The organism is Rossellomorea arthrocnemi (assembly GCF_904424705.1).
GTDB classification, from domain to species: Bacteria; Bacillota; Bacilli; order Bacillales; family Bacillaceae_B; genus Rossellomorea; species Rossellomorea arthrocnemi.
In genome coordinates this window covers 283,504-308,649 of the sequence record NZ_CAJGBF010000003.1, presented here as the reverse complement: position 1 = coordinate 308,649, position 25,146 = coordinate 283,504, and the positions used below count along the sequence as shown (strand labels likewise).

The following is a 25,146-nucleotide window of genomic DNA, read 5'->3' as shown; positions in this document are numbered from 1 at the left end:
CGACCATTATTAAGGAGCTGAAATTTGCTTTAAACATGCAGTTTCACGACATTTTCGGTGACTAGTGGGTTTAAATAATGGTTCGATTTTAAGGTCCGTCCCTCATTCGATAGTAAGATTTGACTAATACGGGAAAATGGAGTATTTTTATTACTTGTATGTTCATGTTTGTACGAGCTGGGAGCGATAGTTGCTCCTAAGTTAAGTAGTATTTTTGGAGGCTTTTCTTTTGATTACATTAATCAAAGCACTACTGGTCAATATTACAATTTTATTTTCTTTTACTTATAATGCAAATGTATTGTTTCCTTTTAAAGAAAAACAGGAAGCAGCATTCAAACATAAGATAACTTATGGACTGGTCGCATCATTCGGTGCTCTATTATGTATGTTGTATCCGATCGAAACCCTCGGGGAGACCCATTTCGACTTACGGATGATCGCTATTTTAATCGTGACCATTTATGCGGGCTTCTTGTCAGGCTCGATTGTACTCTGCTGTGTCATCATTTTCCGCTATTTTATCGGTGGTCCATACGTTGCCGTTGGTATAGCTGTTTCGGTGCTGCCATTTGTGATTGGCATAGTCTTTCGTAAAATGCTATTGAAGACAAAGTATAAATTACTGGGGAGTACCATTATCTTTCTCATACATGCCATCATTTACATCGTCATCATAAATGTGTTTATCCCAATTCTGCATTTGCCATTTTATTTTACGTATTTTACTATCTTTTACTTTACATTTTTGGCTTTGGTTTTTATCATCGAACATTTAATCCGCACTAATAAACAAATAGAAGAAATGGTATACCTGGATAAATTGAATATGGTCGGGCAAATGGCAGCTTCCATTGCCCATGAGATCCGCAATCCCCTTGCAACTGTAAGAGGGTTCATTCAGCATCTAAGTGAAGATTCACAGGATGAACGATTTAAGCGCTATTCCCCCCTCATTCTGAATGAATTGGATCGAACGAACAAAATAATATCGGATTACCTGAATGTAGCCAAACCGAGTGGATTCCAATTATCCAGGCTAAACCTCGAAAACATCATTCGGGACTGTGTGGATTTGTTAATACCTTTTGCAGCCTACTCCAACACATCCATTGTCTTTCACGGGACCGGTTCCCATTATATTAAGGGTGATGAGGACCATATGAAGCAAGCAATTATGAACGTCATTAAGAATGGAATCGAATCCATCGAAGATCAAGGCGAAATTTCGATCAGTCTAAAAGAAGACCCCTTCTCACAATCTATCATCATCATTATCTCGGATAACGGGAAGGGAATGACCGGAGATGAATTAAAGAAAATCGGGTTACCTTTTTATACGACCAAAACCAAAGGTACCGGATTGGGGAGCATGGTGACAAATAAGCTAATACGTGAAATGGGGGGAATGATTGAATACGAAAGTGAATTGAATAAGGGAAGTGTTGTGAAAATAAAGCTGCCACTTTTCCTAAATAATGATTCCTTGTAAAGAGCTTAGTGGATTTCGCCTAAGCTCTTTTTCTATGGGCAATCCTGCACCCTTCCCCCTTAAACTATGACACTTATTATAAAAGAAGTACATTTCTACTACTTGCTGTATTCCTTGGGATCAGTATTGTCACGACTTCACCAAACAGACAAAAAAATGTGCAAAGTGCTCCCAGAAAAAGTATTTGATGAATATTGGTGTTATAGGAATCAATGGGGGTTGTCTTTCAAGGGGAGGATATTGAATAAGTTTAACCTCGACTGTTTACATAATTATATTATAGTTATTAACAGAGGCCCTTCTTACATGAAGAACCCCGGCTACTTCCTAGCCGGGGGTTCTTTACATGCTTTTATTCAAGGAACCTCATTAAATCCCCGTATAGAATATCATCTGACATCCTCAACTCTTTTCTTACCGTTTCCTTAAATGGTTCGCATAATGATTCACTGACAGGTTCCTCAGATTTTTTACTGTAACAAACATTGTCTTGAAAAACATACTTCTCTGTTATGAAATCCCCATCCCGGAAAATGACGGGATGATCTTCTCTACGGGTAAACAGACTGTGACCAAACGAGAGAGTATCCTTCGATTCGATTCCCAATAAATGTAGTATAGTCGGCCGAATATCGATCTCCCCTCCATTGGTTTCAATCGTTCTTGCTTCTTCACCCGGAACATGGATGATCAATGGTACCTGCTGAAGCTTAGCATGGTTGACTGGGGTATCCTTCTGATCCAATAGTTCAAACACGCCTTGTTCATATTTTTCGGAAATTCCGTAATGATCTCCATAAAGGACCACAACCGTATTCTTATACATCCCGTTTGCTTTAAGGTTTTCAAATAATGTCTTGATCGCTTCATCTTCATAACGGACGGTTGTAACATATCGATTTACTACATCCTCACTCGTAGATCCTTTATCGATGAGTTGATCACCCTCTTCCAATAAAAAAGGGAAGTGGTTCGTCAGCGTAATGAGTCGAGTATAAAATGGCTGTGGTACCTTCTCCAGGTGGGAAATTGTCTGTTGAAAGAATGGAATGTCTTTAATCCCATAATTAACCGAATTTTCTTCAGTTACTGAGTAATCCCTCTTGGAAAAATAGCGATCGTACCCCAGCGTCTCATACATCATTTCACGGTTCCAAAATGTCCGGTCATTCCCATGGAATACAGCTGCATAATAATCTTCTCTTTTTCTCAGGATATGAGGAAGGCTTTTGTATACATTATCTGGTTTCCTCACAAAAGCCGACCCGCTTGATAAAGGGTACAATCCCGTATCAATCATAAATTCTGCATCCGACGTTTTGCCCTGGGCGGTCTGGTCGTATATATTACTAAAATAAAAACTGTCCTTAATCAAGGAATTTAAAAACGGAGTAATTTCTTTTCCATTAACTTTTTCGTTTATGACGAAGTTCTGAGTAGATTCCATGCTGACTAAGATCAAATTTTTCCCTTTGGCAGCCCCAAATAGTGCCGATGGGTCTTTCTTCGTTGATTTTATATACTTAAAGGATGTCTCCGTATCAGATTTGCTCGCAAGAAGATGTGAAAATGGGTTCGTTGCAGCAATCCCGATATCGTACAGGTGATAATTGTATGGTCCAACGGATTTGACCATTTGTTCTCTGTCATAGGACTCGGCGAATAAATAGGGGGATTTCACCAAACCCATTACAATAGTAATCAGTATTAATGCTACACTTAATTCGAGATAGGTAAACTTCCATCTTCGTGATACAGTGACCGATTCTTTCCCCATCTTCTTTAATAACCATCCGGCAAGGATGATATCAACCAATAAGAGGAGATCCCACGGGCTCATCAATTCGAAGGTACTTGGCCCGATACCCCCAACGTTCTTAAACTGAAAAAGAATAGGGACCGTTACAAAATCTGAATAAAACCGAAAGTACAGCAAATCTCCATATAGGAGCCCCGTGGCAATCCCCATCAAAAGGACTATCAGGACCCCCTTAACTTTCTTAAAGAAAAAAAAGCTGAATCCGATCAATAGCATTAATGAACCCACTGGATTAAATAGTATGAGTAATAAATCCAAAAAAGACTCTACATGGAGATTGAACCCTATGAAGGATACCAAAACGGTTTTGATCCATAGAGAAAAGATGGCAAAGCCACCCAACTTAAATGATAAAAAATGTGAGAAGAAATCTTTCACCCTGCTCATTTCACTACCTTTGACTCTATATTGCTGTTAAACTCTCTGATGATTATTGTCATTGCATTCAAAACCCTTCGTTCAATATGCGCTCCCATAAGTGCTACTTGCACCCAATTTCTATTGATTAAGTACTCACTTTCATAGCTTAATAAGATACCCTTATTTTTACAGGCATCCCCAAAATGTTTACTACACTGTTCCCTATTTAGTGCAATAGTAATCACCCCGGGAGAATAAAATTCATTCCCCAGTACTTGAAACCCTCCTTGCGTGAGCATTCCCCTTACATTATTGGAAATTCTCAAGGATTCTTCATAGTCCACCACCTGAAGAGCTTCTTTTAGAGCACCTAAAAGATTGGATGAGTGAGTATAAGGAACGCTTTCGTTCGTAGCATACATGCCCACATCCAAGTATCTTGGGATGGAAGTACATGGATTGATTGCTTCCCGGTGGAAAATAAGGGCAAGGCCAGGATATGAACCCAGGCCCTTTCCGCTAACAGAAGTGGCAAGGAATACGTCTTTGAAATCGACTGGAACCGTTCCGACTGAACTGCATGCATCAACACAAAGTTCAACACTGTATTTTTGACAAAGTAAAAGAATTTTCTTGATATCGAATAAGTACCCTGTTGATGTTTCACAATGGACCGTCCAAAGCCATTTTATACCGGAATCACATTGAAGTACGTTTTCTATTTCCTCCAATGTGATCTCTTCATTCCAGTCCTTTTCAATTGTATGATAGGATAAACCGAATCGTTTACCGTGATCTATCAACCTGCAGCCAAATTCTCCATTTGCAAGAATGAGACCTCTTCCTGAAATTCTTTTCAGTTGGGCGGCCACCATATCATTGGACAAGGTGCCAGTACCCACTGCCAACTGTACATGATTGGCATGTGTCATTTCACGCAAACTCTTTCTCACTTCCTCCATTTCCCGGATAAATGAACTGCTTCTATGAGAAGATGCATCCCTTTTAAATCCCTCTTCTACCCTTGTATGACGGGATACAGGACCTGGTAAAAATGATTGTGTGGGTGCTTCTTCCGTCTTTCGGATCATTAAACGATTAAACGCTTTTGTCGAATTTTCAAAGCTTTCACGAGTCAAATACATGGGCTGGAATCTTGCAGCCTCATCACCAACGAGTTCAGCAAACGGCAGAAAGCCGATCCGCTTATATAATTTAAGCTGACGCACCGTCCCGGAAATCAGCGCCATGGTATATCCCATTTCCAAACAATAAGAAACTAGTCGATCGCATAATTGGTAGAACACCCTGGTACTCCTATAAGCTTTTTTCACTGATAGCAGTCTGATTTCACAAGGAACTGCATGCTCAGGTAAATATTTATCCAGGTTAATCAACTTTTGATCCAATGAGAAAGGCCGTTCAGATCTTACAGCGATCATTCCTACGACTTCATCCTTAGCTTTTGCAATCACATATGTATTCTCTTCGTGAAATTTATCCACCAGTATACGTGTGGAATTTTCTTCATGCTGAGGGATCTCTTCAACGAATGTTTCATAATTTAACGAATAAATTTGTTGGAATTCATCTTGATCGCTTGCAATTTTATATATCAGCGTATGATTCTTCATTCTCATGCCTCCTATGTTTCGACTGAATGATGAAATGATCGGTTATGGAACACTACAACAATCACAAATAAAGCCACTAAGCCTGCAGATAATGTGAATGATCCCTCAATCACATAGGCAGCTATCGGGATGGTTCCCATTGAAAGAAAACCAGATAACGTGTACTTCCTAATGATTATATATACTCCACCCATTACGATGGCGAAAACAACAATACTCAGCGGACAGAGAAATAATGCAGATGCCAAATAGGCGACAATCCCCTTTCCACCATGAAATCCGAGTTGAAAGGGAAACAAATGGCCAACCAATACAAATATTGAACTTAGGATTAAATAGGCCTCTCCCTTCATCACTATGGATGTGAAGGACAATGCCAAAATCACTTTGCCTGCATCAATCAGGAGAGTCAATAAAAACCCTTTCTTACCTGAGACCCTTCCTGCATTCGTTGCCCCGACATTTCCGCTACCCACCACTCGGATATCCTTTCCAGTGAGCATTTTCACTATATAATAAGCACCTGTAATACTGCCCAGTCCGTATGAAAGCAACATGATTATAATTAAGATTAAACTATGATTCATCATACCTGCTCCCTGCAATTCTTATATGTTAATAGACGATTGAATAATGAAAAAAGTTTCATATATTTACCTTTTTCCCTTTCTTTTCTTCCCGAGTAAGAAAAAAGGAGCGTAAAGAATGCAAAAAATAAGCAAGGTGACTCCTTCGAGAGAAAGTAAGTACCATGGGTATTGCCCCAGGAAATCAATCGGATTTGCGTTATACGGTTTATGCATGAGAAACATGTAATTCGCTCCGACCATTTTGTTTACCGCATAAACGATGACAGCAATCCCATTCAATGCAAGAAAAGCCCTTACGAGAGACCAGAATGTCAGCTTGTACCCTTCTATCCATACCATGTATAAACAAGCTAACACAATAGTCACATGTGCCAGAAAGAATTGGAAATACCGGAAGTGGGGAAACCCAAAAAATAATTCCGGTGTGACAATTGCAATGAATGCACCTGACATACTGGCAAAGAAACTGACCTCAAAGATTCTATAGCTTTTGCTTATGAGCATGATGGTACAAAGATACAATGATACTGAACATAATTGAAAAGGTAGGTTAATGGTGATATCCCATTGATCGTTTATGATATACCAAGTCTGAAAAGTCACTTCACTCAATACGAGCAAAATAATCAGAACCCATTTCAACAGACTCTTCACTCTTCCTTGTACACGATTTCTACATATATATAATCCCGTTATGCATCCTACAGAAACAATGATGGCAGTCAAATGAGAAACCGAAAACAACTCAAATGGATAATCCTCATACCTGAAATTCAAAACCTCCCGAACCAAACCTCAGAACCCCCTAACATACATCCACCTATACTATATTCTCCCCACGCCCCTTCATTTCCTTCAATAGGGACGGACCTCAATTTCCCCACCCATTTCCCTTATTTAATGCATTTCAGTTCAATTCCTATAGGGACGGACCTCCTAAGACTGATATTCTCCAAACTTCCACCTATCTATCTTTGAGACAAGCAAATCATAAAAAAGGAACTCAAAAAATCCCTGTTAAGAACAGATCAAGTTACTCACAGGGGTTTCTCAAATACACAATGGATTCACGTCATTCAATGGAAAATCAATTTCCTTTCAAGCTCTTCGACTACAGACCCTCGCGCACGTTTATTCACAGCCTTAAAGTACTCCCATCGATTTCCAGAGATATGTTACCTTGTTAATTTGACAAATTTACATATTGAATCCTTTCTGCAATACCCTTGTAATCGGCTCGTATCGAAGGCACTGATACAGCCATGATCTAAAATCTTTTCTTCACAAGAATTACCCATGGTTATATTATCCACATAAAAAATCTCCCATTTCGGATTATGAAATGGGATGAATCCATGTTATTGAACCTTACGCATAGGAAGATTCTGATTATTGTATATGAATTCAAGTGCCAATCGATTGAATTCAGTTGGTCTTTCTACATTACATACGTGTCCGCAGTCATCAAGAAATACTTTCGTGGCAGAAGGATCCCCTTTTGTATCTTCATCAAGTGAAGATACAAACAGATGATCTTCTTTTCCAGATATGTAGAGCTTTGGAATATGTGATGCCTTTTCCTGAACGGAAGCATAGGTCGATTTCACTAAAGGTGTAAGTTGATACCACCCTAAAAAATCTTTCCGCTTCATTTTCTTTGCTTCCCGAATAAATAACTTCCTCGAAATTCTATGATTGCTTTTAGGCATCATGACATAAGCGAATAGTTTATATAACCACATGAATGGAATCATGCTTTTAACTGCATGACCAATCTGCAGCAGAGTGTTTGAAAATAATGTAAAACGAGTAATGCAACCTCCTAGAACCGCCGTTTTCACCCGATGTGGAACTTGTTGCATTAATTCATGAATAACCACTGACCCGAGAGATATACCAATAAAATGGGCTTGATCGACCTCGATCTCATCCAGCACTTCTACTACTTCACGAACAATTAAATCAATCGTAAATGTCTCATTATAGGTTTCGATTCCTGGTGATTTTCCATGACCAGGCAAGTGAATTGTCACTACATTATAATATTTCTTAAAGGTTTCCAATTGTTTGCAGAAGATCCTTGAGGTCCCTCCGATCCCGTGGAGGAAAACCACATACTCTTTGCCGACTCCCTGATGTACGATGTATTCTAGCATCCATTTCTCCTTAAAAACAGCACAACCTACCAAAAGAATGGAATGAATCATGTGAATGAACCAAGGACCGTTTTGCTTCTATTTCTTTTATTTATAAGAAAATCGGTTTATGGTCCATACGTATGATCTACTCTACGCTCTTGAAGCCTTACCTTAGTGTACCTTTATTCTATCCTATCTATAGGTTCTCTGTCATATACAATCATAAGAAATTCCGAACTTTTTGTGATGAAAGAATGAGGACTCTTTATTTATAAGTATTCCTTTCATTTGCCCGTGACTATGAAGCTTCAAAATCAGTACGATTTCATGTCATAAAAAGTTGATATAGCACACTCGATAATCTATACCTCACAAAAATGAATGAAGATACTTGATAATAAGAAAAAAGCCGCCTTGATTGATTGGCAGCTCTCTCTTTATTATCCTCCCTTATATTCATATTTCACTAATAGCGGGAGAAAAAGTGAAATAACGAATGCCATTAAGACAATGATGACAAATGTCACGGGCTTTGATAAACCTTGTTCCGGTGCAATCACTAAACCGAACACCACAGCAGGAATGACAATGAGAAAAGATACAAAGAATTTCGAAACAAAACTGATTACATGTCTTTTTCCACAATGACTGCATTCAATTGGCTTGTACGACCTCCATATTGAAAATAGTAACTCTTTCCATTTAAACTGCTCCTTACAAACATTACACTTCTGCAAAAACATTTCCCCCTAAGTAAAACGAGTACTTTTTCTCTAGTCTACCATTTTCAGCATATGAGTAATAGATGAAATTTTGAGGTCCGTCCCTCTAAATCACGAAAAAAAATTAAGGTTTAAGCAGGATTTTCTACATTTCGTTCGAATATTGTACTATAACAATAATTCGTAAGGGGTCACTCCATTGATACAATCATTCAAATTAAATGTTCAAGCATTCGGTCAAAAAATGCCTGTTTATCTTTTTCAAGTCGATGATGTTCTTGTCGATACGGGACCATATAGTATGAAAAATGAAGTTCGAAAAATTATTAAAGAGCTTCCCATCAAAAGGGTGATTCACACTCACCATCATGAAGATCATACCGGCAATAGTGCCTGGATTGAAAGATTTTACTCCATTCCTCAATGGATTCATCCCTTGGGAGTTGAAAAATGTAATCTGAGCACCAAACTTCCATTCTACAGGGCAATGTTTTGGCATAACCGCTCATCTTTTCATCCAATAGCCCTACAGCATAATTTATTTAAGACCGAACACCATACGTTTCAAATAGTACATACACCAGGCCATGCCGAGGATCACATCGTCCTGATTGATGAAGAAAAGGGCATTTGTTTATCGGGAGATTTATACTTATTTCATTCACCTACATCTAATTTCTCATTTGAATCTGTTCCTGAATTGATCCGTTCTATTAACAAAACCCTGTCGTACTCTTTTCAGGAAGTATATTGTTCTCATCAAGGTCATTTAAAACACGGGAGAAAGTTGCTAGAACAAAAAAGGGATTACCTGCTTCGACTTCAAGATTCCGTTACGCAGGCTCATATGGAGGGGAAGTCTGCTAAAGAGATACGCAAACACCTATTGCCTAAAAACAAACTTTTTCAATACATCTCATTCTTTGAAAACTCCCCCACACACACTGTCAAATCCATCATTAAAGAAATATCCTGAAGAAAAGGTCCGTCCCTCAAGTTTTAGGGACGGACCTTTTCTTTAATAATTTCCCAGACGGGGTAGTCTTCCTTTGATTTGGAGGTTAATAATGATATCTAACATCTTCGTTCCGATAAACTGACAAGCTATAGCATATAGAATGATGCTAAAGTCGACGACAATTCCAGTTAGAAGTAACACGCTTCCATTTATTATGAATAACGTTTTCCCTGGGGAGAACCCTTTCATCTTAGAAATAATAAGGGCTAATATGTCCATTCCCCCAGAGGATGCTCCCATCCGAAATAGGATCCCGACCCCGATCCCAAAAAGAAGGCTTCCAATCAAAAGATCCACCAATACATATGAAACAGCTCCTGTAATAAATGGCGTTACCGCATCTACTACCACTGATGTGACTGTTACACAGAACATGGTCCAGAGGGCGTTATCCTTACCCAGCCATTTAGCAGCTGCGCCCAATAAACATACATTCAATACCCACAAGGTAACAGCAAATGGGATATGCAGTAAGTAGTTTAATAGTACACTCACACTTGCTGCACCCCCGGAAGGAATGAAGTGGGGAAACAAAAACACAGACATGGCCAAACCTTGTATACTTGATGCCAACCCTAATATAACAGCTTTTCTCAAAACACCCATTTGAACATTGCTCCCGATTCTATAGAGGACTCTATTTCATAGTCTAGTTGCTCTTCATAGAATCTGCAAGACCCAGTATTCATGAACTGCCAGCTCTCCCCATATCCCCCTCGATGGTAAACCTGTTTTATCATTAACATACTACTTAAGCAAACTTACCATTTTCCTTTCATGTTCTATCAACCATTTCTTCCGGGTTAGACCCCCTGCATATCCTGCAAGGTCACCACTTGCTCTAATCACTCTATGACAAGGTACGATAATAGCGAGCTGGTTACAACCATTTGCCCTTGCCACTGCACGTACCGCTGAAGGATGCTCAAGGCTTTCTGCCACCTCGGTATAAGATCTTGTTTCCCCTATCGGTATTCTCTTTAATTCATTCCAAACTCTCAATTGAAAGGGTGTACCAATCATTGAGAGAGGGGTTTGAAACGCTGAAAGGGTTCCATTGAAATAAGCTTCAAGTTCCCTTTCAATTGAGCGTAGTGGCCCTGTATTTCCCGGGATAATTGCCGCCTGTGTTTTTATCCTCAACCTTTCCACTTCTCTCTCGAGTCCACGTCGGTCAACAAACTCTAATAAATATAGAGATTTCTCGTCTGAAATCCCAATCATGGGTCCGAGCTTAGTATCAATCCACGTTACTTTTAACACAGGATTGTGCTCGGAGAAAGCCGGTGCAGATCCCATTATCCGTGAAAACGCATCCCTAAACCCGCTGCCGGATTCATAACCGGTTGCATGTTGGGCATCAATGACAGGAGCTCCAGATCTAATTTCCTTCATGGCCATCCCCATCCTGCGTGCTCTCGCATACTCAACAAATGTCATGCCGAATCTTTTCTTAAATTGGCGCCTTGCAGTGGATTCATCAATGGATAACTCCTGAAAATCCTTCCCTTTCCAGCGCCTTTCCGGATTTTCCTCTACGGCCTCTACTAACTTTTTCACCACTTCCGATACACTATTCGGGTGAAATAAAGGTTTACATCTCTTACAAGGTCGATAGGATGCCAGCAAAGCTTGCTCAGCTGTTTCGAAAAATTCACAGTTTTCAAATTTTGGTTTCCTGGCTGGACAAACGGGTCGGCAAAAAACACCCGTTGTTTTCACTCCAACATAAAATACACCTTCATAGTCCGTTCTCTTTTCTACCAATGCCTGATAATATTCCGTTTGCAATGTAAACGATATCATCCTAGAATCCCCCCACGTTCTGTTGTTCATATTTTTATTATACATACACCACAAAAACGATGCCGCCGAAAATCAGGCATCGATTTTTGGATGTAATGGGACCTTGAACAATATAAGAAGTATTAATATCAGTCATTTATTATTTATCTATCTTTATCACGATATCCCCAATCCGTTTACCGTTGTCCTCAACCGATATCTTCCATAAACCCGCTTCCTTAAACGATAAAACTATAGGTACAGTATAAGATCCTTGAGCATATCTTGATAATCCACCCTTCATATCTACTTGTTCCAATGAATTCTTTTCACCTTTTTTCTCAAGAAAGATGGTCAGGTTTTCGGGGTTTTCCCACACCAATAATGATGTCTGATATTCCTTATTTACTTTAAAAATCTTATTCATTGCTACAGCTGCTTCATTTTCCTCTCCTTGGAATAAGTGAACTTCACCTTCCTCGTTTTCGACTTGGATTATCCTGTTTTCACGCCAATCCTCATTCTTCACAACAAAATAATTCAAAATAAATAAAATTCCTGAAATGATTAACAAAGAGAGCATAATATTTCTAAATGAGTTTGTTTTCTTAAATGAATTCATCAATTCAGATTGGGGAGCTACTCTCCCCGCTACAAGAAAAACGCCCACAATCACCAGCAACATACACCCCAACACCAAAAACATACCTTCCCCTCCCTTTTCTTCCTTTTAACCATACATACGAAGCACCCCAAGAAAAGTTTCGTTTTTAAATTCCAAGAGGGACGGACCTCTCATTTTTATCACTCAATAAGCAGGGATTTCCCCTGCCAACAGACAATATATTACTACAACCATTAAATAAGTAGAGTAGGAGTTTATTCACATGAAGCTTTCCACAAAGCAATGGAAAAAGGCAAAAGACTATATCCATCAGAATGCAAGACCCCTTGAGCAGAAGTTATTCATCTATTACTTTGAGGGAGGAAGTAAAGATGAAGCCATCTATGAGTTATCGTGCTACCAAAATGAAGATGGAGGCTTCGGTAAGTCAATCGAACCCGACTATCGCCTGGACAATTCCTCCCCACTCGCTACAACCATTGGATTACAAAAGGCAAAGGACTTAAAACTACCTGCCGGTCATCCTATCGTCCAAAAGGCAATGGATTATTTGAACAACACCTACCTCGAAGAAATCCACGGATGGAGTGCTGTTCCGGAGAAAGTCAATTCAGTCCCTCATGCTCCTTGGTGGCATTTCGATCCTGAAAAAGGACATTGCGGTGTTCAAACTGCCTGGGCCAATCCCAATGCAGAAATCGTAGGTTATTTCCATCGGTTTCAACCAGAGCATCACCGGCTTCAAGAATGGACGGATAGAGCTGTCAATGAGCTAACAAAATTGGAAACTCCAATCGACATGCATGATTTTCTCTGTTACGACCGGATGTTACATGAAGTGGGTGGGGATACGAAATCCACTTTGTTCAAGATTCTCTCATCAAATGTACGAAGTACCGTTTGCATGGATCCATCTAGGTGGAATGAATACGTGGCAAAACCGCTGCAAGTAGCGAGTGGGCCAACTTCTCCCTTTTTTAGGGTATTGAAGGAAATAATACAGATTCAATTGGGGAACGAGCTTGAATTGCAACACCCTGATGGTTTCTGGCAGCCTAATTGGTCCTGGTTTGGGCACTATACGGAAACATGGCCTGTTGCGGAAAAGGAATGGCGAGGAATTTTGACACTGGATATGTTAAGAGTCTTCAGAGCGTATAATATGACAGTCATCCCATATGAAAGGTAGAATCCCCTTTTTTCCATCAAAAAACTCCGGGAGATAAGTTCCTCCCGGAGTCTTTTTCTAATCACAAAAAATTCTTCTCAAACCATCGTGTTGCTTCATCCACCTCTTCACGACGAAGCTCATGTCCTCCATTTGTCCAAAACTCAGTAACAGGAGAATGCGCATCCTTCAGGTTTTCTACAAGTACCTTTGTTTCATCCATTGGTATAAGGGGGTCACTCTTCCCGGCACCTATAAAGACAGGAATCCCGTCTAAATCAGGGAGTTCGACTCCTCGTCTGGGAACCATTGCATGAAACAAAATAGCACCTTTTAATGATTTCTTAATGTGATACATCATGCTTGCTGCTATGTTTGCTCCATTGGAATAGCCCAATGCTACTACATTGTCACGATCAAATTCATAGTCTTTCGCGCTTTTTTCAATAAATTGATGCAATTCCTTCGTACGGTATAATAAATCTTCTTCATCGAAGACTCCTTCTCGTAAACGGGCAAAAAAACGGTGCATTCCATTCTCATCCACGTTTCCTTTCACACTTAAAACGGAAGCTTCTGGTGCAATCATTTCAGCAAGAGGAAGTAAATCACGTTCATCTCCACCTGTCCCATGAAGCAATAATAGTATCGGTAATTCTTTTTTCCCTTGTTTAAAAATATGCTTCAAATTATTGTTCCCCCGTTTCTTTCGTATTTAATGGTTTCAATTTCGCTTCAATAGATTCTCTTTGGTCTTCAAAATATGGCGGCAGCGATAGATTTTCCCCTAATGTATCGAAATCCTCATCCGTTTCAAATCCCGGACCATCTGTTGCAAGTTCAAACAGAATTCCATTAGGTTCACGGAAATAGAGGGATCGGAAATAGTAGCGCTCAACAAACCCTGAATTCGGTAAACGATTCTTAGTGATCCACTCTACCCACTTATGCAATTCAGTTTCGTCTTCAACACGGAATGCAACGTGGTGGACACTTCCTCTCCCCGGTCTTTCCTGAGGGATGTCACTTCTTTCTTCCAGATACACTTCTCCACCGGTTCCACCTTCACCTGTTTCAAATACCCGGATATCTGCCTGCCCTTCAATGCCAGAAGGAAAGCTTCCCGTTTCTTTAAACCCTAAAACATCAGTCAATACAACCGCTGTGTTCTCACCGTGTGCAACAGTTAATGTAATGGGACCTAAACCCACCACCCCATATTCTACTGGAACTGGACTCTTATCCCATGGGTTCCCGCCGGCTACTCCTTTATTCTTTTCATCCGATACAAGCATAAGCCGCTGACCTTCGAAATCACGGAAGCATAATGTAGAGCGACCAGTGTGATGAGAAATATCATCATGCTCGACACCCAACTCTTCAAACCGCTTTTTCCAATAAGAAAGTGATTCATCTGTGTTCACTCTTAGTGCCGTTAATGAAATACTATTCGTACCTGTATAGGTGTGTCCTGCATGTGGAATCTCAAAGAATGTTAGGTCCGTCCCTGGATTACCTCGTTCATCTGCATAGAAGAGATGATAAACAGAGGTATCATCTTGGTTAATGGACTTTTTCACTAATCGTAATCCTAGTGTATTGGTATAGAATTCATAGTTTTTCTTTGCATTTGCCGTAATGGCAGAAACGTGATGCTGCCCTTTTAATGGTTTTAAATTCATCTTATTTTCACTCCTTTAGAGATAGTATTACCTTATAGTTGTATCATACACGATTAATATCTTTAATTCAAGATATTTTATTTCGAAGGTTATTTCGGGAATTCCGTTTCTTTCTGGTCTTGAAGGAGCGATCAGGTTACAACTAAAAAAGCATCCAAATGTAAGGATGCTTTCAATCTGGTTATTATTCTATTTCATTGTTTTTAATCGTTAGTGCTTGTGACAGTGTGGAAGTGATGGTCAGATTTTCAAAATTCAAACCTAGTTGTACCGCAGTTTGGGCAATTTCCGGGCGAAGTCCTGAAAGAATCGGTTTCACTCCGATAAGCTGAAGTGCATCGATAAGCTGAAAGATTTGATGGGCAACCATCGTATCAATTAATACAACACCCGACAAATCGATGAACAAATGGGAGACTTCCATATTGACACATTGGTCCAAGGCATTTTCTAAGATCAGTTCGGCTCTGGATGGATCAATGTTCCCAACCAGAGGTAATAGAGCTATTTGTGAGTTCAATGATATGACCGGGGAGCTTAATTCATTAATAACTTCCTGCTGATTCTGCAGCTGCCGGTCCATGACTTCAGACTGTAACTCGACAAAACGCAACATCACACGATCAAATGCTTCAATGAGCACCGTGCTCCATAAGTTAAATGAATCAAACATATCCTCTTGTACATGATCCCCGGCATATTCTTTCAATAAGTCTAGATATTGATTTCTTACCCTCATAAATTCCTTAAGAATAGAATGAGTTGGGGTCTCTAAATGGTCTTGATCATTAGCAATGGAAGAAACCCATTCATAAATTTTTTGATTAAACGTTTCCCGGTCCTCTGCAAAAACATTGCAAAGAATTCCATGAAAACTAAAATTTTGCATTTTTAATTTTTCAATAACCTTTGGATTCTCTGAAGAATAAACACCGGTTGTCTTGTTTTTATCCAAGGAGTCATACCAATCATCAGTCAATTGACGGCATTTGCTTAATAAAAATGTATGTAGTTCTTTGCTTCTATGCATAAATGATTCCTCCTATGATATCCATCAAAATGATCAACCATTGCTGCCTCTCTGACGTTATGAGACATCGGAAAATCTTTCTCTTTTCAAATTGTCCAAATAAAACTCTTCTCAAAAATTTTTCAATATTAACCTATACCATCTACTACTATTATATATCACATTCGTGTCCTATTGTCATTTTAGAGTATATTCCAGTAATGAATAGATCACTCTTTCTAACTCTTTGTCTCCCCTTCATCCCCTTACCTTTAACAGAAAGTTCTTTCAAAAACCCCGTTTTTTATTACAGTAGATCCCTGCCACCCGAACCAGCAGTCTATTAAGAATAGATTATTACTATTCGCTAAAAGTAAAAAAGGCAACCCCAATCTGGTAAGTTGCCTTTTGAAGAGGATTTTATAGTACATTAAAATATCTTGCATCTGGATGAGCGAAAACCATTGCTGTTACCGATGCTTCCGGTTCCATCATGCATCCGTCTGTTAATTGGATACCGATTCTTTCAGGTTGAATAAGCTTAAATAGCTTCTTCTGATCTTCAAGTTCGGGACAGGCGGGATAACCAAATGAAAAACGCTGTCCTTGGTAATGCGTCCTGAACCGGTCCTGCATTGTAAGATCAACGGGATCAGGGAACCCCCACCTGCTTCTCATCATCTCATGTACTCTTTCAGCCAGTCCTTCTGCTGTTTCTAAGGCTAAAGCCTGCAGGGCGTGACTTTCAAGAAATCTGCCTTCTTCTTTCATCTCTCTTGCCCACTGCCTGATTTTCACACCAGCCGTAACGGCAAAGAATCCGACATAATCCATTTCCCCACTTTCTACTGTCCGCAAGTAATCTGCTAAACACAAATGCTGATTTCCTGCTTGTCTTGGAAAATGAAATCGTTCTATTTCTGTTGAAGAATCGTCCGGGTGATATATAACAACATCATCACCTTCTGCTTGAGCAGGAAAGAATTGATATCGAGCGGATGCCTGAATCATCCCTTTCCTTTTTGCTTTTTGGAACAATTCATCCGTCACTGCTTTAAGGCCCACCGTTCTTTCGTCTCCTTCTTCCAGTAATCTTGAAATTTTCCCTTTGATCCCTAAATGATGCCCAAGGAGCATTTGCTGATTAATGTAGGGGTGAATTTGATCAAGTGAAAATTCTTTAATGGTATGCGGAAACAAGTCAGAAGGAACATGTACTTTTACATCTTTTGAAACGGTAGAACGTACTTTCACCGCAACAGAAGATGTATTTCGATTTGGAGACTCTTCAGTCGTAACGACTTTTCTTAACTTTTCGCGACTCTCTTCTTCCAGCAGCAGCCTCGTTTCCTCATGTTGAATCCCGTTCATGATGCTAAGTCCATCCATCGCATCCTTCGCATAAAGAACAAGCCCATCGTATTCCCTGCCGATTTTGTTTGTTGTGAATTTTCGTGTGAGGGCCGCACCTCCTACTACTAAAGGAACTGATATATCAGACTGTTTTAAATCTTGGGCAGTCATGACCATTTGCTGGGCAGACTTCACAAGGAGACCGGACAAACCTACGATATCGGGCTTTTGTTCCCGTATGACCCCGATCAGTTCCTGAGGTGTCACTTTAATGCCTAAATCAATCACTTCATATCCATTGTTACTGAGGATAATATCAACAAGATTCTTACCGATATCATGAACATCTCCCTTAACCGTAGCTAAGATCACTTTTCCTTTCGAAGACGAACTCTCCGTTTGTTCCATATGCGGTTCCAAATGTGCAACGGATGCTTTCATGACTTCGGCACTTTGTAATACTTCCGCTACAATCAGCTGGTTATCATTAAACAACCTTCCGACTTCACTCATTCCGGCCATAAGGGGTCCATTGATGATTTCAAGGGGTGCCTCATATTTTTCCAAAGCGATATTTAAATCGGCAATCAGACCTTCCTTCGTCCCTTCCACCACATAATGAGCAAGTCTTTCTTCCAGTGTCATAGTGTTGACGGGTACCTTTACTTCCTTCTTTTTACCTCTATAAAACGCTGTAAATTCTGCCAGTGTTTCATCTGTCGTCTCGAATAAGAGTTTCTCCGCCATTTGAACCTCTTCTTCAGGAATGGAGGCAAAACGCTCTAGTTTTTCCGTATTGACTATGGCATAATCCAGCCCCGCTTTGGTACAGTGGTAAAGATATACCGCATTCAGGACTTCCCTTCCGACAGGAGGCAGTCCAAATGAAACGTTACTAACCCCTAAGATATGAGGGCATTTAGGTAGGACTTCCTTAATCTGTCTAATCCCTTCGACGGTGGCATTGGCTGATCCAATGTATTGCTGATCTCCCGTCCCAACAGGGAAAACGAGAGGATCAAAGATGATATCTTCTGAGGCTATCCCGTATTTCTCTGTTAATAGTTTGTGAGAACGAAGAGCAATGTCTACCTTACGACCTACTGACACACCCATTCCCTCTTCATCAATCGTTCCAACTACAACTGCCGCCCCATATTCCTTTATTAGCTTCGTAATCTTCTCAAACCGCTCTTCTCCGTCTTCAAGATTAATCGAGTTAATGATCACTTTCCCTTGAGAATATTTTAATGCAGTCTCAAGCACTTTCTCATCCGTCGAATCAATGACAAGTGGAACTTTCACTTTTTTCACCACTTCTTGGATAAATACATTCATATCTTCTACTTCTTCACGATCAGGATCTGCAAGGCAGATATCGATTACCTGAGCTCCATTTTTCACCTGCGCTCTCGCAATCTCAGATGCTTCTTCTATCTTATTCTCTGCAATCAACCGTTTGAATTTTCGGGAACCGATGACATTCGTCCGTTCTCCGACCAGAATCGGTCTCCTGTCTTCATCCTCATAGACGAACGCTTCAATACCTGATACCGCATGAGGATGAGACCCACTAGGCTTTCGAGGAGGTAGACCCTTCACTACTTCTGAAATGGCACGGATATGTTCCGGTGTGGTTCCACAGCACCCTCCAACAAGATTCAGCCAGCCTTTCTCAGCAAAACCCTTCATCTTTACACTGAGGGAATCGGCGGTCTCATTGTAATTTCCCTCTTCATCTGGAAGTCCCGCATTCGGGTAACAGCTGACATACGTTGTGGCTAAACTGGATAAGGAACGGATATGGTCACGCATAAATTCAGGTCCTGTTGCGCAATTCAGACCTACTACCAAAGGATTTAAATGTTCCAGGGATAAGTAAAAGGCTTCGATGTTCTGACCGGCAAGTGTTGTGCCCATAGGCTCAATGGTTCCGGATAACAAAATGGGAACCTCTTTCCCTCTTGATTCAAAAGCAGTTTGAATTCCGAGATTTGCTGCTTTTACATTTAACGCATCCTGGCTTGTTTCAAGCAGCAGTACATCCACTCCTCCATCGAGAAGACCTTCTGCTTGAACACGGTAGTTGTCTACTAGCTCATCAAAGCTTACTCCACCCGTTACGGATAGTGTTTTCGTAGTCGGGCCGAGAGATCCAGCTACAAACCTTGGCCAATCGTGAGTTGAGACGCCTTCTACTGCTTTTCGGGCGATTTCAGCTGCTACTTTATTGATTTCGTATGCTTTAGATCCTAAATCATATTCGTCCAGCACAATGGGGGTTGCACCAAATGTATTCGTTTCAATTACATCAGCTCCTGCTTTCAAATATTCCAGATGGATCTGATAGATGACCTCCGGCGCTGTCAATACCAGATTTTCATTACATCCTTCGAGCTCTTCTCCTCCAAAATCCTCTGGTGATAAATTCGCTTGTTGAATCATCGTTCCCATTGCTCCATCGAGTACGAGTATTTTTTTCCTAAGCTGTTCTTCAAACAAGGTGATGGTCATAGGGGACCTCTCTTTCTGTATTGGTTTTCTTTTGTATATAATGAATCAGGTCAATACTCATATCGTACCTGACAAAAGGCGTAATAAGATAAATCCCATTAAAGAGGTCTATTGCGGTTTCAAGTAAGTCTTTTGCTATCTCCATTCCAACTGCTCTAGCAACTACGGGATCCTTACCCGCTTTTTTCATTCTTTGTCTTGTTTCTTCCGGAACATTGATTCCAGGCACTTCATGGTGTAGAAACTCTGCATTTCTTGAACTGATTAATGGCATGATTCCGATAAAGATCGGAACACCCAAATGCTTCGTCGCTTCATGTACTTGAATCAGTTGTTCTTTTCCAAAGATCGGTTGAGAAATGAAATAGTCAGCACCGGCTTTCTTTTTCTTTTCGAGCCTTTTTACAGAAGCGTCCAAATGACGGAAATTGGGGTTAAAGGCTGCACCTACTGAAAATTGAGTGCGCTCTCGGAGTGATTTACCCGAGAAGGATATCCCCTCATTGTTCTGTTTAATCAATTCAATGAGCTCAAGGGAAGATAAATCATAAACAGATGCTGCACCAGGAAAATCCCCAATCTTGGCCGGATCACCCGTAATGGCTAATATATTGTGTATTCCTAACGTGTGTAACCCCATTAAATGGGATTGTAGTCCAATCAGGTTTCGATCCCGGCAAGTAATGTGAACTAATGGCGTGAGATCAAATTTGGACCTTACCAGGCTGCCAATGGCATCATTACTGATACGAGGGGATGCTAGCGGATTGTCTGCAAGCGTGAGTGCGTCAATTCCAGCTTCTTTTAATGCCTCAGCCCCTTGGAAGAACAGCTTCGTGTCGAGATGCTTAGGTGGATCGAGTTCAACAATGATCGTTTTCTTTTCCCTTACTTGCTCATGCAGCAAGCTTCCCTTGATAGAAGGTGACGATAACTGAACAACTTTTTTTACTTTCACCACTTTTTCTTTCACAGGCTCCCGGCTTTTTAACCTGCTTGCTACAGAACGAATATGATCAGGTGTGGTTCCACAGCATCCCCCAATGATTCTTGCACCTTGCAGTCGCAATTCGTTGCTTATATCCCCAAAGTAATCAGGCTCAGCAGAGTAATAGAATCGACCTTCTTCATAGTTTGGCAGACTGGCATTGGGATAGACGGATAGAAACGCCCTTTTAGGTAATGGAACCTCATCTAATGAGTTCACCATATGAAATGGGCCCATGCGGCAATTGATGCCGACAACATCGGCACCCAATAACTCTAATTGTTGAAGAGCGTCTTTTATCTCCATTCCATTTTGAAGAACTCCCGTTTCATGTAGAGAAACTTGAGCAATAACAGGAATGTCTGCTTCACGTTTAGCAATGTTCAATACAGTGGTTAATTCTTCGAAATCATAGTAGGTTTCTAGCAGAATGCCATCTACACCCTCTAATAATAAACAGTATAATTGTTCCCTAAAGCTTCTTTTGATTTCTTCCAGCGACACATTTTGTTTAATGCCCCTGATTCCCCCGAGGGTTCCCAGAATATAGGTATCATCTCCGGCAGCCTTCCTTGCCAGACGTACTGCAGCTGTATTTATTTCTTTAACCGAATCCTCCAATCCGTATCTGGAAAGCTTTTGATAATTGGCTCCATAGGTATTCGTCTGAATGATATCTGCTCCAGCGGCAATATACTCTTTATGAACTTTCAACACTTCATTTGGGTGAGAAAGATTCAGCTCCTCAAAGCATCTGTCCACTCCATATGAATACAACAACGTTCCAATGGCACCATCTGCAATTAAGATTCTCTCTTTCAGTGCTTCCAGCAACGGCTTCATGACATTCCCTCCTTTTTATATAGGCTCTTTTCGTAAAGATTGTTGTTTTGAACAATTTGTCTGACTTGGCTCTGTCAAACGGTGTTTGCTGTATGGTGAGGGGAACTGCTCCGCTTTCCGCGGACGTACGGCCGAGCCTCCTCAGCTTCGCTTCCGGGGTCTCGGCACGCCCGTTCTTCCGCAGGAGTCTACGCAGTTCCCCTCACCATCTAAACAAAATTTGCGTGACAGAGCTCAAAAGTGACTAAAAGCTTTCGACAGAAAAGGATATCTGCTATAGCTAATATCAATGGCTCAACACTTCGAAAAAAGCAGGCTGTTAAAGTTAAAACGTGCATGTATTTATATTTATCTATTTTCAGAGAATCACGCTTTGAAAGTAGATTGGAGCGGAAGGTGCTCGACTCCTACGGGAATAGCTGGAAAGGCAGAAAAGCGGAGGCGGCTCGTTCAGTCCCTACAAGCATAAGATGAATGGGCTAAGAATGCGTTCTTTGCCTTCTTGAACCATTTAGCTTATGACCTCGAGGGGCTAACCACCGGAGCTGGACAAGTTGAGACCCCGCAGGGCAAAAGCCCGAGAAGGCTCTACTCACGCCCCGGGGAAAGCGAGCACCTGGAGCGGAAATCAACCACCACTCTCCTTTAAAAGCAACAAAGTTTACGCAAACAACCTTTATAAAATTATCACGTTATTTCTTTTGATCTTTTGTATACTATCTAAACCTTTTTGAAGATCAAAAATTAATTCATCCACGTTTTCAAGTCCTACTGATAATCGTAATAAACCATCTGTTATCCCTCTTTTTTCACGTTCTGCTTTTGGCATGGAAGCATGTGACATTTTTGATGGATAGGAGAGAATTGATTCAACAGCTCCTAGACTGACGGCGAATACGGGAATGTTTACATTTTGTATGAGTTGCTTCACTTCCTCTTCCCCCTTTAATCGGAAGGAAAGAACCGCTCCAGGACCCTCTGCTTGTCGAACTTGTATTTCACGACCGGGATGATAGCTCAATCCTGGGTAGTACACTTCTTCTACTTCCTTTCTGTTTTCCAGGAAGCTAGCAATCTTATATGCGGATTCTGAGGATTCCTTCAATCGTACATGCAGAGTTTTGAGTCCCCTCAAGAGAAGCCAGCAATCCTGGGCACCGAGTACCGCTCCGAACGAATTCTGTAGGAATGCAAGCTTCGAGGCGATCTCTTCATCTCCCGTTACCGCAAGCCCCGCCAGGACATCACTATGCCCTGCGAGGAACTTCGTGGCACTGTGAAGGACAACATCTACACCAAGGCTAATCGGTCTTTGCAGCAGGGGAGTCATAAATGTATTATCAAGAAATGTTAAACATCCATTAGCCTTGGCGAGCTTTACGACTCCTTCAATATCGGTGATATTCAGAAGCGGATTGGATGGTGTCTCCATATAAATCACCTTCGTATTGTGCTTGATTGAACACGCCACTTCATGGAGATCCTTCATGTTCACAAATGAATATTCAATCCCAAATTTTGTGAGGACCTCTGTAATCATCCTGTACGTCCCACCGTACACTTCTTCTGAAACGAGTACGTGATCTCCACTGGACAATAATAAAAAGCTCGTGGAGATTGCCGCCATCCCTGATGAAAAGGCAAAGCCCCTTACTCCACCTTCCAATTCTGCGATCGTTTCTTCAACGGTTTCCCTCGTCGGATTTCCAGAACGGCTGTAGTCATACGTTCCATATTGATCAAAATCCTGTTGATGAAAGGTGGTAGCATGATGAAGTGGTGTAGATACTGCTCCTGTTTCTTTATCAAATCCGTGAGAATGAATGAGTGACGTCTGAAGTGAAAATGGTTTTTTACTCATACGTAAGCACCTCTTTTTCCAATTGTTGAAAAACATTCTCCAGGTCTTCAATCAGGTCATCAATATATTCAATTCCTACTGAGAAGCGTAGAAGTCTGTTGCAGATACCCAACCTGTTTCGCTCTTCATCAGGAATGTCTGCATGTGTTTGAGTGGCGGGATAAGTGATAAAGCTTTCAACCCCTCCTAAACTTTCAGCAAACGTAATAACCCTTAGGTGTTGGAGAAAGGGAGCCACCCATTCTTCCTTTGCGATACGAAAAGAAAGCATGCCGCCTTTCCCCGGATATAAAACGTCTGTAACACATTCATGCGATTCAAGATACTCCGTGACTTTTTTTGCGTTTTTTTCGTGCTGAGCCATTCTGAGGCTAAGGGTTTTCATCCCTCTTAATAAGAGCCAACAATCGAAGGGTGAGAGAACTGCACCGATTGAATTTTGAACGGTGTAGATTTTTCCCCCTAACTCCTCAGTGTTTACGATCACAACACCTGCCAGTACGTCATTATGTCCCCCTAAGTATTTCGTAGCGCTGTGAATAACAATGTCTGCTCCTTCAGTAAGTGGCTTCTGAAGGATAGGTGTGTAAAAGGTATTATCTACAATTAAAAGCAATCCGTTTTGCTTAGCGAGTCCAGCAACCTCAGGAATACTTGCTTCATTCATTAATGGATTAGTCGGCGTTTCAAGAAAGATGGCTTTTGTTTTGTTAGAAATTTGTTCTTCTATGGATCCGGCATCACTTGTATCGACGAAATGAAATTTGATCCCATATTGTGCTTCATACTGCACAAACAAACGGTAGCTCCCACCGTATAGATCTTTCGAAACAATCAATTCATCCCCGCTTGAAAACAAGCTAAGGATTGCCTGAATCGCTGCCATCCCCGAACTGAAGGCAAAGCCACTGTGGCCTTCCTCCAATTGAGTGACGATGTCTTCCAAGGTGGTGCGGGTTGGATTTCCTGTTCTTGTATAATCATAGCCTGTCGATTGCCCAATCCCCTTATGTTCATAGGCAGTCGATAAATGAATGGGCAGGCTGACGGCGCCAGATGCAGGGTCCTTCCGATTTCCCGCCTGGACAAGCATTGTATCAATATGTTTTTTCAACATTCTTCTCTCCTTTTCTATCTTGAATATGAAAAGGGGAAAAACAAAAAAACCTTCTTAATGAAAATAAGAAGGTTTTGTACGTTCGTTCTCCCTCTTATCGTCCAAGTTGACATCAACTTGCTGGAATTAGCACCATACCAAAACTCGCGGCTGGTTGCTGAGGTGTCTTCGGGCCAGTCCCTCTACCTCTCTTGATAAGAAACTATATGATTTTGTGAAATATAACTTTCCCATAACTTATAACAAACAGAAGAAACTGTCAATGAAAAGTAAGAATTTTTAAATAAAATTTTTATATTAAAGGGAATGATCTTCTTACTGGTTTTCATCTAATATGGCAGTTTATTCCACTACTTAAAGGGTGGAATCCTTTTCAATCAAGGTACACCTTTACCGGAACCCCGAATGACTTCATTCCTCTTTCTAAA

19 protein-coding genes and 1 riboswitch are annotated in these 25,146 nt (G+C 40.7%); of the genes, 3 read left to right on the top strand and 16 right to left on the bottom strand.

The annotated features are described in order from the left end of the window. Nucleotides 1–229 precede the first annotated feature (229 nt). Nucleotides 230–1,492, top strand: a complete 1,263-nt coding sequence (locus BAA9072_RS07040; protein WP_201713964.1) for an ATP-binding protein — start codon at nucleotides 230–232, stop codon at nucleotides 1,490–1,492. A 352-nt stretch (nucleotides 1,493–1,844) separates the two neighbouring features. Here BAA9072_RS07040 and BAA9072_RS07035 read toward each other — a convergent pair whose 3' ends face one another. The 6 genes from BAA9072_RS07035 to BAA9072_RS07010 form a co-directional block, all read right to left on the bottom strand. Next, the gene (locus BAA9072_RS07035; RefSeq protein ID WP_201713963.1) at nucleotides 1,845–3,698 is read right to left on the bottom strand and encodes an LTA synthase family protein; all 1,854 of its coding nucleotides are present in this window, start codon (nucleotides 3,696–3,698) and stop codon (nucleotides 1,845–1,847) included. Beyond that, nucleotides 3,695–5,305: an aminotransferase class V-fold PLP-dependent enzyme gene (locus BAA9072_RS07030; RefSeq protein ID WP_201713962.1), complete on the bottom strand. Its 1,611-nt coding sequence runs from the start codon at nucleotides 5,303–5,305 to the stop codon at nucleotides 3,695–3,697. The genes BAA9072_RS07035 and BAA9072_RS07030 overlap by 4 nt, the downstream gene beginning before the upstream one ends. 11 nt (nucleotides 5,306–5,316) lie before the next feature. Beyond that, on the bottom strand, nucleotides 5,317–5,895 hold the full coding sequence (locus BAA9072_RS07025) for a glycerol-3-phosphate acyltransferase (RefSeq protein ID WP_230980783.1): 579 nt from the start codon (nucleotides 5,893–5,895) through the stop codon (nucleotides 5,317–5,319). A 63-nt stretch (nucleotides 5,896–5,958) separates the two neighbouring features. Then, nucleotides 5,959–6,687 (bottom strand): YwaF family protein, encoded by a 729-nt coding sequence (locus BAA9072_RS07020; RefSeq protein WP_201713961.1) that lies wholly within the window; start codon nucleotides 6,685–6,687, stop codon nucleotides 5,959–5,961. Between the two features lie 566 nt (nucleotides 6,688–7,253). After that, the gene (locus BAA9072_RS07015) at nucleotides 7,254–8,051 is read right to left on the bottom strand and encodes an alpha/beta fold hydrolase (protein WP_201713960.1); all 798 of its coding nucleotides are present in this window, start codon (nucleotides 8,049–8,051) and stop codon (nucleotides 7,254–7,256) included. A gap of 422 nt (nucleotides 8,052–8,473) precedes the next feature. Next, nucleotides 8,474–8,770 carry a TIGR04104 family putative zinc finger protein gene (locus BAA9072_RS07010; RefSeq protein WP_201713959.1) on the bottom strand — a complete coding sequence of 99 codons (297 nt, stop codon included), beginning with the start codon at nucleotides 8,768–8,770 and terminating at the stop codon, nucleotides 8,474–8,476. Nucleotides 8,771–8,954: 184 nt separating this feature from the next. Here BAA9072_RS07010 and BAA9072_RS07005 point away from each other — a divergent pair, with 184 nt between their 5' ends. Beyond that, nucleotides 8,955–9,731, top strand: coding sequence for an MBL fold metallo-hydrolase (locus BAA9072_RS07005; RefSeq protein ID WP_201713958.1), 777 nt, complete (start codon nucleotides 8,955–8,957; stop codon nucleotides 9,729–9,731). 42 nt (nucleotides 9,732–9,773) lie between these two features. Here the strand turns inward: BAA9072_RS07005 and BAA9072_RS07000 are convergent, their stop codons facing one another. From BAA9072_RS07000 to BAA9072_RS06990, 3 genes are all read right to left on the bottom strand, one after another. Next, a complete protein-coding gene (locus BAA9072_RS07000; protein WP_201713957.1) occupies nucleotides 9,774–10,379 on the bottom strand; it encodes a YitT family protein in 606 nt (201 codons plus the stop codon). 141 nt (nucleotides 10,380–10,520) lie between these two features. Continuing rightward, a complete protein-coding gene (locus tag BAA9072_RS06995; RefSeq protein ID WP_201713956.1) occupies nucleotides 10,521–11,579 on the bottom strand; it encodes a bifunctional transcriptional activator/DNA repair enzyme AdaA in 1,059 nt (352 codons plus the stop codon). Between the two features lie 139 nt (nucleotides 11,580–11,718). Next, nucleotides 11,719–12,264, bottom strand: a complete 546-nt coding sequence (locus BAA9072_RS06990; protein ID WP_201713955.1) for a hypothetical protein — start codon at nucleotides 12,262–12,264, stop codon at nucleotides 11,719–11,721. Between the two features lie 181 nt (nucleotides 12,265–12,445). On the opposite strand from BAA9072_RS06990, the gene BAA9072_RS06985 reads away from it, so the two are divergent. Beyond that, entirely contained in the window at nucleotides 12,446–13,372 is a 927-nt protein-coding gene (locus BAA9072_RS06985) for a hypothetical protein (RefSeq protein WP_201713954.1), read from the top strand. A gap of 61 nt (nucleotides 13,373–13,433) precedes the next feature. Here the strand turns inward: BAA9072_RS06985 and BAA9072_RS06980 are convergent, their stop codons facing one another. The 7 genes from BAA9072_RS06980 to BAA9072_RS06950 all read right to left on the bottom strand — a co-directional run bounded on the left by BAA9072_RS06980 (nucleotide 13,434) and on the right by BAA9072_RS06950 (nucleotide 24,718). Beyond that, complete coding sequence (locus BAA9072_RS06980; RefSeq protein ID WP_201713953.1) at nucleotides 13,434–14,039, bottom strand: alpha/beta hydrolase; 606 nt, start codon at nucleotides 14,037–14,039, stop codon at nucleotides 13,434–13,436. Between the two features lies 1 nt (nucleotide 14,040). Then, a complete protein-coding gene (locus BAA9072_RS06975) occupies nucleotides 14,041–15,033 on the bottom strand; it encodes a ring-cleaving dioxygenase (protein WP_201713952.1) in 993 nt (330 codons plus the stop codon). A 184-nt stretch (nucleotides 15,034–15,217) separates the two neighbouring features. Continuing rightward, entirely contained in the window at nucleotides 15,218–16,063 is an 846-nt protein-coding gene (locus BAA9072_RS06970) for an STAS domain-containing protein (protein WP_201713951.1), read from the bottom strand. Between the two features lie 399 nt (nucleotides 16,064–16,462). Then, a complete protein-coding gene (metH, locus tag BAA9072_RS06965) occupies nucleotides 16,463–19,909 on the bottom strand; it encodes a methionine synthase (RefSeq protein ID WP_201713950.1) in 3,447 nt (1,148 codons plus the stop codon). Further along, nucleotides 19,890–21,740, bottom strand: coding sequence for a bifunctional homocysteine S-methyltransferase/methylenetetrahydrofolate reductase (locus BAA9072_RS06960; RefSeq protein WP_201713949.1), 1,851 nt, complete (start codon nucleotides 21,738–21,740; stop codon nucleotides 19,890–19,892). Before BAA9072_RS06960 ends, metH begins: the two co-directional genes overlap by 20 nt. A gap of 676 nt (nucleotides 21,741–22,416) precedes the next feature. Continuing rightward, nucleotides 22,417–23,601, bottom strand: coding sequence for a cystathionine beta-lyase (metC, locus tag BAA9072_RS06955; RefSeq protein ID WP_201713948.1), 1,185 nt, complete (start codon nucleotides 23,599–23,601; stop codon nucleotides 22,417–22,419). Further along, nucleotides 23,594–24,718, bottom strand: coding sequence for a methionine biosynthesis PLP-dependent protein (locus BAA9072_RS06950; RefSeq protein WP_201713947.1), 1,125 nt, complete (start codon nucleotides 24,716–24,718; stop codon nucleotides 23,594–23,596). Before BAA9072_RS06950 ends, metC begins: the two co-directional genes overlap by 8 nt. Before the next feature lie 91 nt (nucleotides 24,719–24,809). Further along, nucleotides 24,810–24,919: riboswitch (SAM riboswitch) on the bottom strand. Nucleotides 24,920–25,146 lie beyond the last annotated feature (227 nt).

Bases quoted from the DNA above. Each gene is read 5' to 3' on its own strand.
- BAA9072_RS07030 (WP_201713962.1), bottom strand. From the start codon at position 5,305: ATGAAGAATCATACGCTGATATATAAAATTGCAAGCGATCAAGATGAA.
- BAA9072_RS06960 (WP_201713949.1), bottom strand. From the start codon at position 21,740: ATGAAGCCGTTGCTGGAAGCACTGAAAGAGAGAATCTTAATTGCAGAT.
- BAA9072_RS07000 (WP_201713957.1), bottom strand. From the start codon at position 10,379: ATGGGTGTTTTGAGAAAAGCTGTTATATTAGGGTTGGCATCAAGTATA.
- BAA9072_RS06950 (WP_201713947.1), bottom strand. From the start codon at position 24,718: ATGTTGAAAAAACATATTGATACAATGCTTGTCCAGGCGGGAAATCGG.
- metC (WP_201713948.1), bottom strand. From the start codon at position 23,601: ATGAGTAAAAAACCATTTTCACTTCAGACGTCACTCATTCATTCTCAC.
- BAA9072_RS06995 (WP_201713956.1), bottom strand. From the start codon at position 11,579: ATGATATCGTTTACATTGCAAACGGAATATTATCAGGCATTGGTAGAA.
- BAA9072_RS07015 (WP_201713960.1), bottom strand. From the start codon at position 8,051: ATGCTAGAATACATCGTACATCAGGGAGTCGGCAAAGAGTATGTGGTT.
- BAA9072_RS07025 (WP_230980783.1), bottom strand. From the start codon at position 5,895: ATGATGAATCATAGTTTAATCTTAATTATAATCATGTTGCTTTCATAC.
- BAA9072_RS06975 (WP_201713952.1), bottom strand. From the start codon at position 15,033: ATGAATTTAAAACCATTAAAAGGGCAGCATCACGTTTCTGCCATTACG.
- metH (WP_201713950.1), bottom strand. From the start codon at position 19,909: ATGACCATCACCTTGTTTGAAGAACAGCTTAGGAAAAAAATACTCGTA.
- BAA9072_RS07035 (WP_201713963.1), bottom strand. From the start codon at position 3,698: ATGAGCAGGGTGAAAGATTTCTTCTCACATTTTTTATCATTTAAGTTG.
- BAA9072_RS06985 (WP_201713954.1), top strand. From the start codon at position 12,446: ATGAAGCTTTCCACAAAGCAATGGAAAAAGGCAAAAGACTATATCCAT.
- BAA9072_RS06970 (WP_201713951.1), bottom strand. From the start codon at position 16,063: ATGCATAGAAGCAAAGAACTACATACATTTTTATTAAGCAAATGCCGT.
- BAA9072_RS06990 (WP_201713955.1), bottom strand. From the start codon at position 12,264: ATGTTTTTGGTGTTGGGGTGTATGTTGCTGGTGATTGTGGGCGTTTTT.